Annotated in this window: 14 protein-coding genes; 1 reads left to right on the top strand and 13 read right to left on the bottom strand. The window is 70.8% G+C overall.

Features of this window, described 5'->3' with window-relative positions:
* The first annotated feature begins 237 nt into the window (after positions 1–237).
* Positions 238–2,583, top strand: a complete 2,346-nt coding sequence (locus tag QSK20_RS28330) for a chitinase C-terminal domain-containing protein (RefSeq protein WP_285791673.1) — start codon at positions 238–240, stop codon at positions 2,581–2,583.
* Between the two features lie 125 nt (positions 2,584–2,708).
* On the opposite strand, the gene QSK20_RS28325 is transcribed toward QSK20_RS28330, so the two are convergent.
* The 13 genes from QSK20_RS28325 to QSK20_RS28265 form a co-directional block, all read right to left on the bottom strand.
* Positions 2,709–4,409 (bottom strand): vWA domain-containing protein, encoded by a 1,701-nt coding sequence (locus QSK20_RS28325; RefSeq protein ID WP_285791672.1) that lies wholly within the window; start codon positions 4,407–4,409, stop codon positions 2,709–2,711.
* A 296-nt stretch (positions 4,410–4,705) separates the two neighbouring features.
* Complete coding sequence (locus QSK20_RS28320; protein WP_285791671.1) at positions 4,706–7,000, bottom strand: FtsX-like permease family protein; 2,295 nt, start codon at positions 6,998–7,000, stop codon at positions 4,706–4,708.
* Positions 6,997–7,692, bottom strand: a complete 696-nt coding sequence (locus QSK20_RS28315) for an ABC transporter ATP-binding protein (RefSeq protein WP_285791670.1) — start codon at positions 7,690–7,692, stop codon at positions 6,997–6,999. The genes QSK20_RS28320 and QSK20_RS28315 overlap by 4 nt, the downstream gene beginning before the upstream one ends.
* Positions 7,689–8,219, bottom strand: coding sequence for a PadR family transcriptional regulator (locus QSK20_RS28310; RefSeq protein ID WP_285791669.1), 531 nt, complete (start codon positions 8,217–8,219; stop codon positions 7,689–7,691). Before QSK20_RS28310 ends, QSK20_RS28315 begins: the two co-directional genes overlap by 4 nt.
* Before the next feature lie 128 nt (positions 8,220–8,347).
* A complete protein-coding gene (locus QSK20_RS28305) occupies positions 8,348–8,689 on the bottom strand; it encodes an ArsR/SmtB family transcription factor (RefSeq protein WP_285791668.1) in 342 nt (113 codons plus the stop codon).
* Positions 8,690–8,864: 175 nt separating this feature from the next.
* On the bottom strand, positions 8,865–9,560 hold the full coding sequence (locus tag QSK20_RS28300) for a pentapeptide repeat-containing protein (RefSeq protein WP_285791667.1): 696 nt from the start codon (positions 9,558–9,560) through the stop codon (positions 8,865–8,867).
* A gap of 126 nt (positions 9,561–9,686) precedes the next feature.
* A complete protein-coding gene (locus QSK20_RS28295) occupies positions 9,687–9,899 on the bottom strand; it encodes a hypothetical protein (RefSeq protein ID WP_285791666.1) in 213 nt (70 codons plus the stop codon).
* 54 nt (positions 9,900–9,953) lie between these two features.
* Positions 9,954–11,114, bottom strand: coding sequence for a cytochrome P450 (locus QSK20_RS28290; RefSeq protein WP_285791665.1), 1,161 nt, complete (start codon positions 11,112–11,114; stop codon positions 9,954–9,956).
* Positions 11,111–12,067 carry a CgnE/CgnB domain-containing protein gene (locus tag QSK20_RS28285; RefSeq protein ID WP_285791664.1) on the bottom strand — a complete coding sequence of 319 codons (957 nt, stop codon included), beginning with the start codon at positions 12,065–12,067 and terminating at the stop codon, positions 11,111–11,113. The genes QSK20_RS28290 and QSK20_RS28285 overlap by 4 nt, the downstream gene beginning before the upstream one ends.
* A gap of 156 nt (positions 12,068–12,223) precedes the next feature.
* A complete protein-coding gene (locus tag QSK20_RS28280) occupies positions 12,224–12,454 on the bottom strand; it encodes a hypothetical protein (protein WP_143740399.1) in 231 nt (76 codons plus the stop codon).
* A 230-nt stretch (positions 12,455–12,684) separates the two neighbouring features.
* A complete protein-coding gene (locus QSK20_RS28275; RefSeq protein ID WP_285791663.1) occupies positions 12,685–14,487 on the bottom strand; it encodes an ABC transporter ATP-binding protein in 1,803 nt (600 codons plus the stop codon).
* 254 nt (positions 14,488–14,741) lie between these two features.
* The gene (locus QSK20_RS28270; RefSeq protein WP_285791662.1) at positions 14,742–16,103 is read right to left on the bottom strand and encodes a glycoside hydrolase family protein; all 1,362 of its coding nucleotides are present in this window, start codon (positions 16,101–16,103) and stop codon (positions 14,742–14,744) included.
* Positions 16,104–16,868: 765 nt separating this feature from the next.
* A complete protein-coding gene (locus QSK20_RS28265) occupies positions 16,869–17,555 on the bottom strand; it encodes a beta/gamma crystallin domain-containing protein (protein ID WP_285791661.1) in 687 nt (228 codons plus the stop codon).
* Positions 17,556–17,562 lie beyond the last annotated feature (7 nt).

Here is a 17,562-nt window from a genome sequence, read left to right as displayed (position 1 = left end):
TGGCCGGACGGTACGAGGGCTCGCCACGGACGGTTCGTTGATCGATGAGTCTGGTCGCGTCGCCTCGGCGGCGTCAAGATGCTAATACGAATTAGCAACGTCGCTCGATGGGTCGGGCGGGTGCGCCGGCGACGCGGTGGGCCCCGTGGACGGCGTCGCCCTTGTCACTGCATCTACCTCGATATATATTCGTTAACCCAACTGTTAAGTTTCCTTACTGAAGCTGGGAGGTGTCTCATGCGTCGGAGGCGACTACCGCATCTCATCGCCACGAGCGTCGCCGGCCTGCTGATCGTGCCGGCGATCGTGGCCGTGGCGGGTCAGGCGAGTTCCGCCGAGGTGGACCACGCGCAGTGCCGACCGGACGGGCTCTACCGCACGCCCGGCGTCACCGTGCCCTACTGCGACGTCTACGACACCGACGGCCGCGAGGTCATGGGTGCCGACCACAAGCGCCGGATCATCGGGTACTTCACCAGCTGGCGCACCGGCAAGAACGGCGCTCCGGCTTACCTGGCGAACCAGATCCCGTGGAACAAGATCACGCACATCAACTACGCCTTCGCCCACGTGGACCCGACGAACAAGATCTCCGTCGGCGCGCCCACCGCGCCCGACAACCCCGCCACCAACATGACCTGGCCGGGCGTGGCGGGCGCGGAGATGGACCCGCAGTACTCGTACACCGGTCACTTCAACCTGCTCAACAAGTTCAAGAAGCAGCACCCGGACGTGAAGACGCTGGTCAGCGTGGGTGGCTGGGCCGAAACCGGCGGCTATATCGACGCCGGTGGCACCCGGGTCGACGCCGGCGGCTTCTACCGGATGACCACGACCGGCAGCAACACCGTCAACACCGCGGGCATCAACACCTTCGCCGACTCGGTGGTCAGCTTCCTGCGCACGTACGGCTTCGACGGCGTGGACATCGACTACGAGTACCCGACGTCGAACAACAAGGCCGGCCACCCGCAGGACTTCGCCCAGGCCGACGCCAAGCGGGCCGGACTGAACGCCTCCTACCAGGTGCTCATGCGGACCCTGCGGGAGAAGCTGGACGCGGCCGCGGCCGCCGACGGCAGGTACTACATGCTCACCATCGCCGCACCCGCCTCCGGCTGGCTGCTGCGTGGCATGGAGTCGTACCAGACCCTCCAGTACCTGGACTACGCCAACATCATGAGCTACGACCTGCACGGGGCGTGGAACCACTTCGTCGGCCCGAACGCCGCTCTCTACGACGACGGGCAGGACGCCGAACTCGCCGCCGGCGGCGTGTACGGGGCGTACCAGAACATCGGGTACCTCAACACCGACTGGGCGTACCACTACTACCGGGGCGCGATGCAGTCCGGCCGGATCAACATCGGCGTGCCCTACTACACCCGTGGTTGGCGGGGCGTGACCGGCGGCACCAACGGACTGTGGGGCCGCGCGGCGCTGCCGGACCAGACCAAGTGCCCGGCCGGAACGGGCGGGACCATCGGCTCGACGGTCCCCTGCGGCAACGGCGCGATCGGCATCGACAACATCTGGCACGACCTGGAGAACGGCAACGAGGTGTCCGCCGGCGCCAACCCGATGTGGCACGCGAAGAACCTCCAGGACGGGCGCGGCGGAAGCTACCTGGAGTCCTACGGGCTGACCCCGGGCACCGACCCGACCGACCGGCTCACCGGCGCCTACACCCGCCACTACTCGCCCAGCCTGGTCGCCCCCTGGCTGTGGAACAGCCAGAAGCAGGTGTACCTCTCCACCGAGGACGAGCAGTCCATCGCCGCGAAGGCGGACTACGTGGTCGCCAAGGGCGTCGGCGGAATCATGATCTGGGAGTTGGCCGGCGACTACGCGTGGGACGCGCAGCGCGGCGAGTACTTCATGGGCAACACGATGACCAACCTGATCTACGACAAGTTCCGCGCCGCCAGCCCCTACGGGCAGCGGAAGGCGGGCATCACCATGCCGACGCAGACGCTGAACGTCGGGGTGACGATGGGCGGCTTCGCGCTCGGCGACAACAACTACCCGATCAACCCCGAACTGCGCCTGACCAACAACTCCGGTGCCCCGATCCCGGCCGGGGCGCAGCTCGAGTTCGACTACCCCACCTCGGCTCCGGGCACGCTCGGGCAGCAGTCCGGGTGGGCGCTGTCGGTGGTGTCCACCGGGCACACCGGCAGCAACGTCGGCGGCCTCAAGGGAGACTTCCACCGGGTGCGGCTGACCGTGCCGACGGCCATCGCGCCGGGCTCGTTCGCCGAGGTCACCCTCAACTACAGTCTGCCGATCGCCGGCCCGTCGAACTTCACGCTCACCTTCGGCGGCCAGACCTACGCACTGGCCGCCGACCACACCCGGGGCGGGGTCGCACCGTCGCCCACACCGACGGCGTCGCCCTCGGTCACGCCGACCGGCGGCACCAACTGCGCCGGACTCGCCGTCTGGAACGCCACCACCAGCTACACGGGCGGCAGCGTCGTCCAGCACGACGGCCGTCGCTACCGGGCCAAGTGGTGGACGCAGGGCGAGAACCCGGCCACCAGCGGGCAGTGGGGTCCCTGGGAGTCCCAGGGCGCCTGCTGACCCACGGGCGCCCGGTCCTTGCGGGGTGGGCGCTGACACGACAAGGTGGGGTGTGCCCGGTCCGGCCGGGCGCACCCACCTTCCGGTACCGGCTCCCGGACGCGGAGCGCCCGGCCCACCCGGCGCTAGAAGCTGCTGACCAGCTTGACGAACGCGTCGTCGATCTTCGCCGGGTCGCGGGCGTCGAACGCCTTGCCCGCCGACGCCTTGGCGATCCGGTCCAGCGTGTCGAAGTCGGACTGCTCGTCGAAGGCGATGCAGAAGATCTTGATCGGTCGCTCCGGGTCCAACGCGACATCCCGGAGCAGCCGGGCGAGGTCGGTGTCCTTGTGGTACTCGTTCTTGCCGTCGGTCAGTACGACGACCGCGTTGATCCGGGACTGGTCGTAGTGGTCGAGCATGTGCCGGTGCGCGGCCCGCACGGTGGCGTACAGAGCGGTGCCGCCCTCGACGTGGAGGCTGTCGAGCTCGTCGGTGAGCGCCTTCTGGTCGAACGCCGACAGCCGGACCTCCTCGCTGTACGGCGACCTCGGCCGCTGCCCCGTCTCGGACGAGAACGACCAGAGCGCGACCTGGTCCTCGGAGTTCAGGAGGCCGAAGCCCTTGGTGGCGGCCCTGGTCGCCACCTGGAACCTGGTCCGGTCACCGATCTTCGCGTTCATCGAACCGGAGGTGTCGACGGCCACCAGGATGTTCGCCTTCTTGCGCAGCGTGCCCCAACCGGTGAGGATCGCCTTGACCACGGTGGGATCCGGCTGGTCGAAGTAGGTGAGGTCCTGGGCCCCGCGACCGCCGACGGAGGCGACCACCGGGTCGGACGCGGTCCGCTCGTGGTCGCGGAACCCGTGCCGGCTGAGGCTCTGCTGCTGCGGCGTCTCCCGGAGGAACGTCAGGAAGTCGGCCGCGGCGTCACGTTGCTCCGGAGTGGCCGAGGGGAGCACCACGTACGGGTGGTCGAGGTTGAACGTGCCCTCCTTCGGATAGATCGCGACCAGCGGAACCTTCGGCTTCTCGCCCCGGGTGGGGCTCAGTTCCCCCTCGTTGTACTGGTAGACCAGTTCCTCCTGGGTCACCACCGCGCTCATGTCGGTCGGGGCGGCCGCGCCGGAGAGGTCCGCCTCGGCGCGGTTCCTCAACAGTTCCACGATGTCGTCGCTGTAGTGGGAGACGTTGGCCTCGATGCGGCGGACGAACTGGGTCACCGCCGGATTCGCGAGGTCGTTCTCGGTGAGGTCACTGGCCCGGCTGATGGCCGCGTAGTACGTGGCGATCGTGGCCGCCAGCCCGGAGGTGGACTGGTGCGGGTTGACCTTACCGAAGGTGAACCGCCCCCACTCGGGCCGACCGAAGGCGGCCCAGCCGGTGCGCCCCGACGAGCCCAGGATCTCGCCCCAGCCGAGTGGACCCTGCTGTTGGATCAGCTCACCCTTCGGCTGCGGCATGGCGATGACCAGCGGACTGTTCGCGATCGACGGGTACCGGCCGGGGGTCTGCGCGGGGCGCCCGGCAGCCTCGTCCAGCAACGTCAACTGCCCGGTCCACAGGCTCGACGTCGGCAACCACACCTGTGGTCGTGGCAGGCCGGGCTGCTTGACCTCCCATCCGCCGGCCAGCGCGTCCGTCGCCGCACCGGAGGCGAGCCCGTGCACCGTCACGACGACGCACCCGCCGCCGACCCGCCGATCACTCTCGTTGTAGCGATCGGCCAGCTCGCCGAGGAGCACGTCCTTCTCGATCGACGAGCTGACCTCCAACGGCGTGCACTCGACGTCCGCCGCCGGCCGGGCGATCAGGTAGGCCGCCGTGATGACCGCGAATCCGGCCACGACGGCCGCCGTGTACGGCAACCACGGCCGGGAAGTCGATCGACCTGAAACCATCGTTCCTCCAGGGTGTCGGCTGACGGCACCGATGTCAGCCGTCAGCCACCAGCCCGGCCGCAGGCGTGGATCGACCGGATCGTGTTCGCGGGCCGGGGGCCGAACCGGAGCAATGGTGTCACGGCGTCGCCTTCGGCAGACACCCGCCTTTCGGAGTGTCGAGATCGGACCGCGCCGACGGTGACCGGACGGCCCGCGCGCGGACGGCGCCGCCCCGTGGTCGACGCCGCCCGCTCCGCGACCTACTCGGCGCGCAGCCCTTCGGCCCTGGTCAGCCGCCAGAGCAGCGGCAGGGTGGCGGCCGTGACGGCCAGCACCATCACTGCGGCGGTGCCGGCGACCCCGCCGATCGCCGCCCAGTCGAACGCGATGGGCTCGTCGACCACGGCGAGCAGGATCGCGGCGAGGGCGCTGCCGGTGGCGACGGCCAGGGAGAGCCCCAGCAGCACCGGGATGGCCACCTGGTAGAGCACCGATCCGGAGAGGGTCCGGCGGCGGGTGCCGAACGCGGCGAGCACCGCCAGCAGCCGCCGCCGCTCCCGGAGCTGTTCCAGGACGTTGACCAGCAGGCTCGCGCCGATCAGCAGCAGGAGGGCGACCGCGCCGGCCCGCAGCGCCCGTTCGACCATGGCGAACATGCTGTCGTGGTACGGGTCGTCGAAGTCCAGCAGGTGGGCGAACGGGTCGATCCGGTGCACGGTGTTGCGGAGGTGCTCGATCGCCTCCGGGTCGACGGGATCCAGTCCCACCAGGAACGTGTACGGGACGTGCGCGGCGTCGAAGGCTCCCGGGGTGACCAGGATGTCGGTGCCGAGGAGCGGGTCGTACTGCGCGACACCGCGCATGCCGGCCGGGACGGTCCACCGGGACTCCACGCCCTCGTCGTGGAACGTCAACGTCGTCCCGGGGGCGATCGCCGGCCGCTCCCGCCCGGCGGCGACGAAACTGTCGCCATCGGCGCAGGTCGGCAGGTCGGCGTAGTGCCGCAGCGCGTCACAGCCGGCGATCCGCACGCTGACCGGGTCCGGCGCGTCCGGGTCGGTGCGCAGCTGTGAGACGGCCTCGACGGCGTCGATTCCGGGGGTGTCGGCGAGGGCCGAGGCGGCGCGTCCCGCCGGCCACCCCGCCGGCTGACCGTAGAAGGAGACGGAGGCCTGGAACCGGTCGGTGTCGCCGTGCCGGCCCGCGAAGGCCGTCTGCGTCGAGCCCAGCAGGCCCTGGACGGCGATGACGCCGGCCACGGAGACCGCGATGCCGGCGACCGCCCGTACCGCGGTGTCGTTGTCGAGTTGCAGCCGGCGCACCGCGAGCTCCCAGGCGACGCCACCACCACCGAGCCGACGGACGACCACCTGGACCAGCCAGGGCAGCAGCAGCACGACGCCGACCAGCAGGAGGGTCGCCCCGGCGGTGATCCGCGCCTCGACCAGGGTGCCGCCGTTCTCCGGCAGCCCGTCGAGCAGCGGGAGGAGCAGGAGCAGGCCGACCGCCGGGGGCAGGAGCCGCCACCAGAGCCGGCGGTGTCGCTCACCGCCGCGCCGGACCACACCGAGCGGCTCGATCATCACCTGCCTCAGCGCGGAGAGGGTGACCAGGACCGCGGCGGTGGGCACGGCCAGCGCGACCAGCACGACCAGCGCGGGCACCGGACGCAGGTCGGCGGGGAAGAAGTCGTACCCGGCCGGGAGGAGGCCGCCCACCAGGTGGCGGGACGAGAGGAAGAGCACCGCGCCGACGACCATCCCCAGCAGGGTGCCGGCCAGGGTCTCCCCGGCGGCGATCCGGCGGGTCGTGGCGCCGTCCGCGCCGACCAGGCGGATCGCGGCCAGTTGACGGTCCCGGCTCTCGCTGCCGAACCGCACCGCGGTCGTCACGAAGATCATGACCGGCAGCAGCAGGACCACCAGCCCGAGGATGGCCAGCACCAGCAGGGCCGGCGGCAGCCCCCCGGGCTCGCCGAAGTCCTGCCCGCCGAACCTGTCGATCCGGGTCACGCCGAAGGAGTCGGCGTCGAGGTGGTCGGCGCCCTGGTAGAAGAGGTGGTCGCTCGGGCCGGCGAGTCCCTCCGGCGCGATGGTGCCGACCACCCGGGCGTCCCACCGCTCGCGCAGCAGGCCGGCGTCCGGGGAGGCCAGCAGCTCGGCGAGGGCCGGCGAGACCACCATCTCCCCGGGGGCGGGGTGCCGATCCAGGCCGGGTGGCACCGGAGCCCGGTCCCCCTCCGGCTGGAGGAGGCGACCGTCGATGCGGATCGCCCCCCACTGGGAGGGCGCCTTGCCGTGGAGCAGGGTGTCCGGGCCGGGCGCCGTCACCCGGGGGCCCGGCTCCCGCGCGGCGCTCCGGTCGGAGCGGGCCGCGCCGACGGTGGGCATGGCGGTGGCGGCCAGCAGCATCGCCACCCCCAGCCCCACCCCGGCAGCGATCATGGCGAGTCGGGCCCAGCCGGACCGACCGCCGGCCACGCTCAACCGCACCCCGAGCGCCAGGTCGTCGATCCAGGCCGTCGGGCCGCGACGCGTGGGCGTGCCGGCGCTCACCGCGCGTACTCCGGGTCGCGGACCCGGCCGTCGCGGACCACGACCTCCCGATCGGAGTACGCCGCCACCCGCGCCTCGTGGGTGACCAGCACGACCGCCGTGCCGGTCGCGCGGGCCGTCGTGACCAGAAGCTGCATCACCCGCTCGCCGTTGAGCGAGTCGAGAGCGCCGGTCGGCTCGTCGGCGAAGATCACCTTGGGGTTGGTGACCAGCGCGCGGGCCACCGCGACCCGCTGGCCCTGGCCGCCGGAGGCCTGGCCGGGCCGCTTGCGCGCCACGTCGGCGACCTCGAGGCGGGTGAGCAGGTCGGTCGCCCGTCGGTGCGCCTCCCGCCGGCCGACACCGGTCAGGCGCAGCGGCAGGGCCACGTTCTCCAGGCAGGTCAGTTCGGGCACGAGCTGTCCGAACTGGAAGACGAAACCGAACTCGGTACGACGCAGCGCGCTGCGCCGTACGTCCGACATCGTGGAGACGTCCTGGCCGGCGTAGGTCACCCGACCGGAGTCCGGGGCGACGATCCCGGCCAGGCAGTGCAGCAGGGTGGACTTGCCGGAACCGGAGGGGCCCATCAGGGCCAGCACCTCCCCGGCGTGCACCCGCAGCGAGGCGCCGTCCAGGGCGGTGGTGACGCCGAAGGTCTTGGTCAGGTTGTCGGCCACCAGCAGCGGCGTGCCGGTGCTCGGGGCGGTCATCGGGTCTCCTTCCGCACCTGGGCGCGGAGCTGGTCCAGCCGGGCAGCGGTCAGCTCCAGCCAACGCAGATCGGCCTCCAGGTGGAACAGGGCGTGGTCGCAGACGAGTTGGTCGGCGAAGTCGCCGGTGAGTTTGCGGTTGGTCAGTTCCCGCATGTGCCTCAGGTGTGTGGCCCGCTGGACGTCGAGCAGGTCGGCCGCATCCCGGTCGGTGAGCAGCGCCAGGACGACCTTGGTGTAGAGCCTGCTCTGCAGGTAGCTCTCGGGCTGCTCCGGTTGCGCGAGCCAGCGCTCCACATCGGTGACGCCGGCGGCGGTGATCGCGTACCGCTTCCGGTCCGGGCCGTCGCCGGGCTCCGACTCGACCTCGACGAGGCCGTTCTTGAGCAGTCGGGCCAGCGTCGAGTAGACCTGACCGTAGTGCAGCGAGCGACCGTGGCCGAACTGGTCGTCGTACGAGCGCTTCAGGTCGTAACCATGTCGGGGACCGCGCTCCAACAGGCCCAGCAAAGCGAAACCAACAGACATGAGGGCGACTATACACTCAGGTTATACACCGAGTGTCTACCCAGGTTGCGGCGTTCTGGTTCGGTCGGTGTCGGCTGGCGGTCGTCAGCGTCGGGCGGTTGCGCCGAAGGCGGTGGGGCGGTCGCGCGTCAGCGGGTTCTCCGCGTCGACCGCTTGCGGGGCGGAGTCAGCAGGTCCGCGACCGTGGCGATCGCGCTCGGCACCAGCCGGTAGTACGCCCAGACGCCGCGCTTCTCCCGCTCCAGCAGGCCGGCCTCGGTGAGGATGCGCAGGTGGTGACTCACCGTCGGCTGCGAGAGCCCGAGCGGGGCGGTCAGGTCGGAGACGGGCGCCTCGCCCTCGGGGGCCGACTGGATCAGGCTGAGCAGCCGCAGCCGCGCGGGGTCGGCGATGGCCTTGAGGACCCCGGCGAGCCGCTCGGCGTCGGCGCGTTCGATCGGCTCGCCGGCGAGGGGCGAAATATGCGGCATCGTAGCTCCAGTCGGTACATCTCCCACGTATGCCATCTTTCCACCAGCAGGATCCATCCACGCGCATATCGGCCATGGACGATGACTGCGGCTCCACCGGCGGCCGTCCGTCGACCTCGGCACCGGGCACCAGGCACCGGACACACGGTCGACGGATGACCCGGTCGGGCCCGGTCTACTCGTCGCCGGTGCCCTCGATCCGGATGCCCAACGCCCCGGCCAGGGTGTACGACAGGGCGGCCAGGTCCTGCTGGGCGAGGATCGCCCCGCTCATGCTGGTCACCCCGCCGATCCCGGCCAGCACGCAGTCGGCGAAGCGGGTACCCGTCATGGCCGCCTGGGAGAACTGCGCCCCGGTCAGGTCGCAGCGGGTGAACCGCGCGCCGCGAAGGTCCGAGTTCTGGAAGTCCGCCCGCGTCAGGTTGCACCCCTCGAACGTCACCCGCGAGAAAGTCGTGAACCGCCACGACGACAGGTCGATCCGGCAGTCCGAGATCGTCACGTCCCGGACCGCGCCGTTGATCCACTGCACGCCGGTCATGCGCACGGTCGACAGCCGGACCCGTTGCATCGACGACTTCTCCGCCCGCAGGTTCGCCAGGTTCGTGTTCTCGAACAGGCAGTCGGCGAACCGCGCGCCGGTCAGCCGGACACCGCTGAGATCCGTACGCCGGAACCGGCACTGGACGAACTCGACCTCGTCCGCCGACTGCCCGGACAGGTCGAGGTCGACCAGGCCCAGCCGCCGCGACGTGGTGTCGTCGGCGAGGACGGCGTGCTCGGCGGTGGCCAGGTCCAGCGTCGCCGGCGGCTTCGGCGGGGCCGGTGGTCGCCAACCGTCCGGACCGCGGCGCGTCGACCGGTCCACCATCCCGGCACCGTATCCGACGGGTTCCGGCACGTCAGCGGCGGGCCGGGGCCGGCACGACGGTGACCGGTACGGCCGTCGGAGCCGCGGCTGACGCGGCCGGGGAGCGCGTCGAGCGCCGGGAGACGGTCAGAAGGGCACGCCGCACGGGCAGCCCGGACGGTAGAACAGGCAGCCCTTCGGTTCCCCGTCACCGGCCGGCGGGCCGTCGGTCGGCGCGCTCGCCCGGGCCACCGGGTAGGTGCCGTGCGGGGTGTCGATGGTGCGGGCCGGTCGGCTCCCGCTGCCGAAGAAGGAGAGTTTCCGGATCACTGGCCCCGAGTCGGTCCCGGCATCGGTCACGTCGGCTTCACCTCACTACGGTCGGTCCGGTCCGGGCTCCGGCCGGGACCACGGTCAGTCCCAGGTGACGGGGAGCGTCCGCACGACGCCCCCGTCCCGGCGGATCCGGCTGAGCAGGTCGTCGGTCGGCACGGCGAGCCTGATCGTCGGCAGCCTGCGGAAGACGGCCCGGTAGAGCAGTTCGAGTTCGAGCCGGGCCAGGTTGGCCCCGGGGCAGCGGTGCCGTCCGTAGCCGAACCCCAGGTGCGGGTTGGTCGGCCGACGCCCGTCGAAGTCGTACGGATCGCGGAACTGGGTCTCGTCGAAGTTCGCCCCGTGCGTGTCGAGGATCATCAGGTCCCCGACGTTGATCTGCGCGTCGGCGAGCTGGAAGCTGGTGTTCGCGTAGCGGGACAGGCCGTTCGGTGGGTCCGCTCCCGGTCGGGGCGGCGCGAAGGAACGGACCCGGACGATCTCGTCGATCAGTCCCGGAGCGAGGTCCTCGTCGTCGAGCAGCGGCCGCTGCTCCGGATGGCTGAGCAACAGCACCAGCCCGTGATCGATGACCGAGGTGGGGGTGACGCTGCCGGCGATCAGGATCAGGGCGGCGAGGTTCTGCATCGGCGGGGCGGGGCTGCCGTCACCGGACCGGTCCCCCCGGGACAGCACCGTCAGCAGGTCGTCCCGGGGTGCGCGGACCCGCTCCCGGAGCTGCCGCAGCATGTAGCCCTGCAACTCCGACACCGCCGCGCTCGCGCCCCGCCGGTCGTGGTCGTCGTGGGTACGTTCGACGAGTACGCCGAGGTGCTCCTGATCCTCGTCCGGTACGCCGAGGATCGCGCCGGCGACGGCCCGGGGCACCGGGACGGCGACGAGTTCGTGGAAGTTCGCCGGCTGTGGAGCCTCGGCGAGACGTCGCACGTGAGTGTCCACCACCGTCTCGACGATGTGCCTGAGCCGCTGGGAGGCACGCCAGCTCGCGATGGTCTGCATGACCTGCCGCATCAGGTCGTGCTGGGCGCGCTCCTGTTCCGGTGTGACGTCGAGGGGCCCGACCATCGGCGAGTCCAGCAGGCGGGAGGCGAGCCGTGGCACCGGGTGCGCCAGGCCGAGCCGCTCGTCCCCGAGCAGTGACCGGACCAGCTCGTAGCAACTGACGTGCCAGGCGAGCGTCCCGCCGGAGGCCCGGACGATCCGTAGGCACTCGTCGTGCGCCGCGTCCCGGATCTCGGTCATGCCAGCGTCACCCTCGGCGCCACCAGGTCGATGTGCGCGCCGGTCACCCCGTTGCCGAGGCCGATGTGCAGCCCACCGACGGCTTCGTTGAACTGCGAGTTGATCGTCCAGTCGACGTCGTCGGTGGGCCACGTGGTGGCGGCGAACCCGAACTCGCTGACGTACTCCTTCTTGTTCGGGTCGACGAAGGTCAGCACCTCGGCGAGGACGGACTCGGTGCCGCAGGTCAGGGAGACCGGTCGGGAGTCCTCGATCTCCACGACGATCGGGGCGTGGTGGTTGCGCGCGCGCAGCTCGGTCAGGTAGTTCCAGGTGCGTTCCGCGGTGCGTTTGATCCGGTCGGCGTAGAGCCGGTGGTGCGCGACGACGAAGCCCTCGGCCACGAAGGTGCCGTTCATGTCGTGGTGTGGTCGCTGGGTCTCCGGCGAGGACACCAGGCCCACCTCGAGGTACTGGGCCACGCTGACCCACTCGCCGCGCTGGATCACCACGTTCCCCTTGGGGCTCATCAGGTTGACCTCGTCGCCGAGGACCACCTCGACGTCCGTGCCGCCGCCGGTGAGTCGCAGCCGGGGGGCGGTCTCCAACTGGCCGAGCCAGAACTGGACCCCGTCGACGCACCGCCGCAGGTCGATGTCGGCGAGGTAGCCGAGCATGTACAGCGCGCCGCGCTCGGTGCCGCAGAACGAGGCCACCGGGAGCACCAGCATGGCCGAGTTCGCGAAGTACCGCTCGATGACCGGTCCCGGCGGTGTGGTGGCGAAGTCGACGGGGATCGCGACCACGTCCCGTAGCAGGTGAGGGTCGGTCGTGGGTAGTTCGCCGTAGTGGCGGGCGGTGAGGCCGTGCTGTCGCAGGACGTCGACCACGGCGGCCGAGTCGCTGACGAAGGTGGGCTCCCGGCCGGAGAAGGCCGGTCGCAGACTGGACCCGAGCGAATCGAGGCGGGGCACGTGCTCCTCACAGAGGGGTGTCGTCGGGAGTGCGTGACCCGGTAGGGCGGGACGGTGTCGCCGGGACCGGGCCACGAACCGCGGGGACGCGGCGCTGCCGGCCCGACGGTGTGCGCACCGGGCCGGCAGCGTCTTCGGGGAGCTAGCGGATCCTGGTCAGAAGGTGGCGCTGCACGGGCAGAGCTGGGGCTCGGCCGGTGCGGCGAACTCCACGTCGTCCGAGGCGGAGATCTCGTCGTAGACGCCCTGGACGTAGGACTGGGTGTACGTCTCGCGGAGAACGAGTGGTGCGTTGTCCACGTCCCAGGTGCTGGTCGACGTGGTGACCGTGTTGTCGCCGTGCATGCCGTCACCGAGCATGCGCAGCTTTCGGCTTTCGACTGCCATTGTTGCACCTCCCGTGCCCGCAGGCAACGCTGGTCAATACGCAGAACGTAGCCGACAATTTCCCCAGACTCAACCTTCGGCAAATGATCCTATTAAGAATAGATAGAGGAACGACAATGTGATCTTCGGAATTCCGGATGACGGGGTCGGTGCGCCGGCTGCCCCGGCCGCCCGCCGGCCTGCGGCAACCCCTCCAGATCCGGGGCAACCCGCGAGCGGCGTCCCGTCGTCTACACGTAGGCGGAAGCCTGCTGTGAATACATCCGCGCGTAGGTCCCGCGCGCTGCCATCAGTTCGTCGTGCGTGCCCTGTTCGGTGAGTCGACCGTGCTCGAGGACAAGAATTCGGTCGGCCGCCCGTACGGTGGAGAACCGGTGGCTGATGACGACGACTGCCCGCCGGCCGCGCATCCGGGAAAGCGTCGCGAACAGCTTCGCCTCCGCCTCGGCGTCGAGCGAGGCGGTCGGTTCGTCGAGGACGACCAGGGACGGGTCCCGGTACAGCACCCGGGCGATGGCCAGGCGCTGCCACTGCCCGACGGAGAGATCGACCCCGCCGGCCAGTTCGGCGGCGAGGAGCGTGTCGTACCCCCGGGGAAGCTCCTCGATGAACGCGTCGGCCTCGGCCTCCCGGGCCGCCGCACGGACCCTCGCCAGGTCGGCACCCCCGGGGTCCGGGACCGCGCCGACCCGGATGTTGTCCGCCGCCGAGAACCAGTAGCGGGCGAAGGTCTGGAACACCGCGCCGATCTCGTTTCCCGGATGCTGTCCCTGGATCGGCCCGCCGTTCCACCGGACCTCTCCGGACTGTGCCGTGTACAGCCCGCACAGCAGCTTGGCGAGCGTCGTCTTGCCGGAGCCGTTGTGCCCGACGATCGCCACCATCTCGTCGCCGTCCAGGGCGAAGGTGACGTCCCGCAACGCGGGCCGGTCGGCGGCCGGATAGCGGAATGTGAGGTGGTCCACCTCCAGGCGGCGCAACGGGCGGGCCGCCGGGACGTCCCGCCGGCCACCCGGCAGCGTGTCCAGGAGCCGCATGGTCGCCAGGAAGTCGGCCATCTGCCCGGAGTGTTCGCGCAGCGCTCCCGCGTTGGCCGCGATGGTCTGCGACTGGTTGGACAGGATCAGCACGGAGATCCCGACGGTCGCCGCCGCCAGCAGGTCGACGTGGCCGCGCGCCAACAGCCAGGCCAGCGAGACCAGCAGGACGGTCAGGCTGACCGCGACCCCGAGCGCCGCGACGACGGCCCGCCGCAGGAACCCCCGGACCAGGGCGGCTATCTCTGCGATCCGCTCGTCGTACAGTTGCCGCCACCGGTCGGCGAGGAACTCCTGGACACCGAAGACCCGGATCTCCGCCGCCTGGTCACGTGCTTCGAGGATGTTCTCGATGTGCTGGCGCTCCCGGTCGCTGGGGGTGTGCCCCCAGGTGAAGGTCAGCAGTCGCTCGCCGAGGGCCCGGCCGGTGAGCAGGACCGGCAGCCCGGACAACAGCGCCACCGGCAGCAGGACCGGCGCGGTGAGCGCCACGGCGACCACGAGACCGGCCACGGTCAGGGCCGAGGCGATCACCCGGGGCACCGCCAGGGTGATCTGGAGGGCCGACGTCGAGGCCCGACGGGCCCGGACGAGACGGTCGTGGAACGCCGGCGAGTCGAACTCGATGAGATCACTGCGGGCCGACAGCAGCGTGATCTGTTCCTCGCACCACCGGATGACCCGCTCGGTGAGCAGGCGGTGGAGCCCGCCGCCGACCATCCGGCCGAACGCGATGACCGACACCAGCAGGATCACACCGGCGAGCAGGACCCACACCGACAGGCTCGCCGGCCGGCCCTGGTGGCGGGCCAGTTCGGCGGCGAGGCCACGACCGAGGACCAGCACCGCGGCGAGACCGAGCCCGGTCGCGCACATCGTCGCCAGGACCCCGTAGAAGGACGGACCGCCGGCCCGCGCGACCAGTCCGACGACCTGCCGGAGCGAGGCCCGGGGCGGTGCCCCGGGGGGACCGTCGTCCGCGCCCGGCGCGGTCACCGACCGGCACCGGTGGTCAGAGGGTGCGCGTTCGTGTCCCGGACCACGTTCCCGTGCGGGATCAGTCGAGACACGAATCGAAGGTACTCCATGAATATGCGCAGGGCAACCATGAGGAAACCCTGCGCGACGGGCGCCGGATGCGGCGCCTTCGTCGCGATGACCTTCGACCGGGCCGGAACCGGAGCGGGCCCGGTCCTGGCGCCACCGTGGACGGGGGTGCCAGGACCGGGCCCTGCGGCGCGACTGCCGGGTCAGCCCGCGCTTCGGTCGTGGGGAACGGTGACGGTGACGGTGCAGCCGAGCGGCCGGCCGATCTCGTCGTGGCCGGCGTAGGTCAGCTGGTAGACCCGGTCGCCGCCGTTGCCGGGGCGACTCGCGCGGAGTCGCCCGCCGAAGTCCGGCGTTCCGTCGACGAAGCCCTCGACGTCCTGGGCCGCGCCGCCGGTGACCCCGGTCAGGGTGAGCGCGTTCGGGCCGAGCACGCCGTCGGGCAGATCCGCCGTCACGGTGACGTCGACCATGCGGTGGTTCGGGGGCCAGAGCACCGGTCGGTCCACCACGCAGTCCACCGTACGGGTGGGTGGCGGTTCGGGCAGGTTGGCCACTGCGTGGCCGATGGTCGCGGTGAGCCGCCCGCCCGCCTCGTAGTACATGTGCACGGTGCGGCCGTCGAAGTAGAAGGTGGGCGCGGCCGAACGGCCCAGGTCCGGCGCGCCGGTCATCGAGTCGTGCACCATGCCGAGGTGGATCTCCTGGTCGAAGTCCGCACCGACGTCGACGGCGTGCATGTTGCCGTCGGCCGCGTGGAAGATCACCAGGTTGCGGTTCTCCCAGCGCAGGAAGAACGGGCCCGAGGCGTTGGGGCCCTGGATGCCCTGGGGTGTCACGAGCGGCTCCGGTTGGATCGTCCAGGTCCGCGCGTCGTGGGACACCGCCCAGCGGATCCGGCGCGAGACGGGTCCGGTCGGGCCGGGCAGCGCCGCCGTGGGGTTGTCCATGAACACCATCAGGTAACGCGTACCGAGCCGGGGTACGGACTGTTCGAAGACCCGGGCGTAGGAGGTCTCGCCACCCGTGGTGGCGTCGCGGCTGATGGCGGTGCCGCCGTAGCTGAAGTGGATGCCGTCCTCGGAGGTGGCGTACCGGGTGATGGAGTTCTCGCCGTGGTAGTAGAGGAAGAGCTTCCGCTCGCCCTCGACCCAGATCGCGTGCGGTGAGGAGACGTGGCTGACCGTCGAGTAGTGCGGCAGCCAGGTGTTGCTGATCAGCGGGTTGGCGGCGTACTCGGTCCAGGGGCCGTTGATCGAGTCGGCGTAGGCCAGGGCGATGCCGCCGGGGCGCTCGTGGGGGGCGTAGTACAGGTAGTAGGTGCCGAGCGGGTTCGGGAAGTAGTCGGCGGCCCGGATGATGCTCGGGAAGATGAACTCGTTGGTCGGGTTGTAGTCGAGGGTGCTCTTGTCGAAGGCGTTGCCGACGTAGCTGAACTGCGGGAAGGCGAAGGCCGGGTCGGCCGCGGCGGCCGGCGGGGCGCCGGCGAGGGCGGTGACCAGCAGACCGGCGCCGGCCGCTGCGGCGGCGGCACGGCGGCGCGGCACGAGAGATGTTCGCGTCATGCGTCTTCCTTTCGGGGGTGGGATCGGACGCTGGGCGGTACCGGGGCGGGCGGCACGGGGACGGGCGCCGATCGGAAACGCGGACATGGTTCGGCGTCGGCCCACGACTGCCGCGATGCCGTTGAGTGGTAGAGCTCAACGTGACACTCCGTGATGCATCGGCAGGGCGTGAGCTGACTGCGAATGGCTCGGAACGGCTTGCTAATACGTATTAATAACTTGTTTCTCGAATCTTGCTCGGCGAGCTGGTGCCCTGTCAAGGGGTTGCGGTCGAAGCGTCTCCCCAGGCGGGATCGCGGCGCGCCGTGTTGGCGGCGGTGTTCGGGGTCGCTCGTTAATCCGCATTAGTTCAGGGAGTTCATCGGCCCGAAATCTTGCGTCATCCTCGTGACGTTGACCGGGTCGGCCCGCGAGGCCCGCTTCCGGTCCCGGGTGCCGATGCGCGTCAGGGGCCGTGGGTGGATGCCACCGTGCCCCTGCATCCCGGCGCGTCACCCATGGTGACGGAGCGGAGTTGGCGGGCGTCATTCGGGCGATCGTGTCGCGGGTGCTCGACAACCACGCGACGCCGACGCGTGAGTCGCCCCGGGCCCGGAACGGAAGCTGCCGGCGACCGCCGAGACCGGACACGCTGCCGACCCGCACGAGCAGGTCGAGAACGCAGATCGGACGGGCCTGCCGATGATGGCAGGCCCGTCCGGGGTGTGACATCAGGAGGTCGCGTCGGCAATGTCAGAGTCGACGCTGCTTGGCGCGATCAGAAGTTCATCGGTACGAGGCGAATGACGAGATCCGGTCGTTCCAGCCGATGGCTTCGAGGTAGTTCTGGGTCGTACCAGGCGGCCACCAGAGCATCGATCCGCTGTAGTTGGCGTGCTCCCAGACGAACAGGTAGGACACGGCGGATGCCCATACCGAAGACGCCTTGTCATTGTAGGAGCCGCAGAAGAGGCAGGGCATCGACACCTTCGACAGATCCGCATACCCCCAGCCGTCCTCCACCCAGAGCCCGTAGCCTCCCAGGTGCATGTGCTCCCACAGCACCGAACCGGTGTAGGGCCATTCCTGCAGCGACGGGTCGGTCGCCTCCTTGCCGGCTTCGACGAAGCCCCAGCCCCGTCCCGGCGTGCGGGGGTCGACGTTCCGCACCGGCTTGGCCAGCGCGTGTGCTGGCCCACCCCGACCGGTCACGAACCGCTCGAAGTCGGCGGGCCTGGTGAAGACGGCAAGCCGCCCCTCCGGAAGCGCGGCCATGTAGAGCGGCTGTCCGTTGTACCTGGTGATGGTGTCCGGACTGACCGACCTGCCGTCGATGGTGATCGGAACGCGCGGTACCCGGTGCACGATTGGTCTGTCTCCTGCTTGACCGTGACCGGTCGCCGAGGGGCTGTCGGTCGGGGCGGCGGCAGCCGGGGTGCCGGCACTCAGTGCCGTGGTGGCGATGAGTGCCACGGCGGCG

The sequence above is a fragment of the Micromonospora sp. NBRC 101691 genome (assembly GCF_030269285.1).
Taxonomy (GTDB): Bacteria; Actinomycetota; Actinomycetes; order Mycobacteriales; family Micromonosporaceae; genus Micromonospora; species Micromonospora echinospora.
This window is presented reverse-complemented; position numbering and strand designations above follow the sequence as displayed.

Bases quoted from the DNA above. Each gene is read 5' to 3' on its own strand.
- QSK20_RS28330 (WP_285791673.1), top strand. From the start codon at position 238: ATGCGTCGGAGGCGACTACCGCATCTCATCGCCACGAGCGTCGCCGGC.
- QSK20_RS28315 (WP_285791670.1), bottom strand. From the start codon at position 7,692: ATGACCGCCCCGAGCACCGGCACGCCGCTGCTGGTGGCCGACAACCTG.
- QSK20_RS28310 (WP_285791669.1), bottom strand. From the start codon at position 8,219: ATGTCTGTTGGTTTCGCTTTGCTGGGCCTGTTGGAGCGCGGTCCCCGA.
- QSK20_RS28305 (WP_285791668.1), bottom strand. From the start codon at position 8,689: ATGCCGCATATTTCGCCCCTCGCCGGCGAGCCGATCGAACGCGCCGAC.
- QSK20_RS28300 (WP_285791667.1), bottom strand. From the start codon at position 9,560: ATGGTGGACCGGTCGACGCGCCGCGGTCCGGACGGTTGGCGACCACCG.
- QSK20_RS28290 (WP_285791665.1), bottom strand. From the start codon at position 11,114: ATGACCGAGATCCGGGACGCGGCGCACGACGAGTGCCTACGGATCGTC.
- QSK20_RS28280 (WP_143740399.1), bottom strand. From the start codon at position 12,454: ATGGCAGTCGAAAGCCGAAAGCTGCGCATGCTCGGTGACGGCATGCAC.
- QSK20_RS28270 (WP_285791662.1), bottom strand. From the start codon at position 16,103: ATGACGCGAACATCTCTCGTGCCGCGCCGCCGTGCCGCCGCCGCAGCG.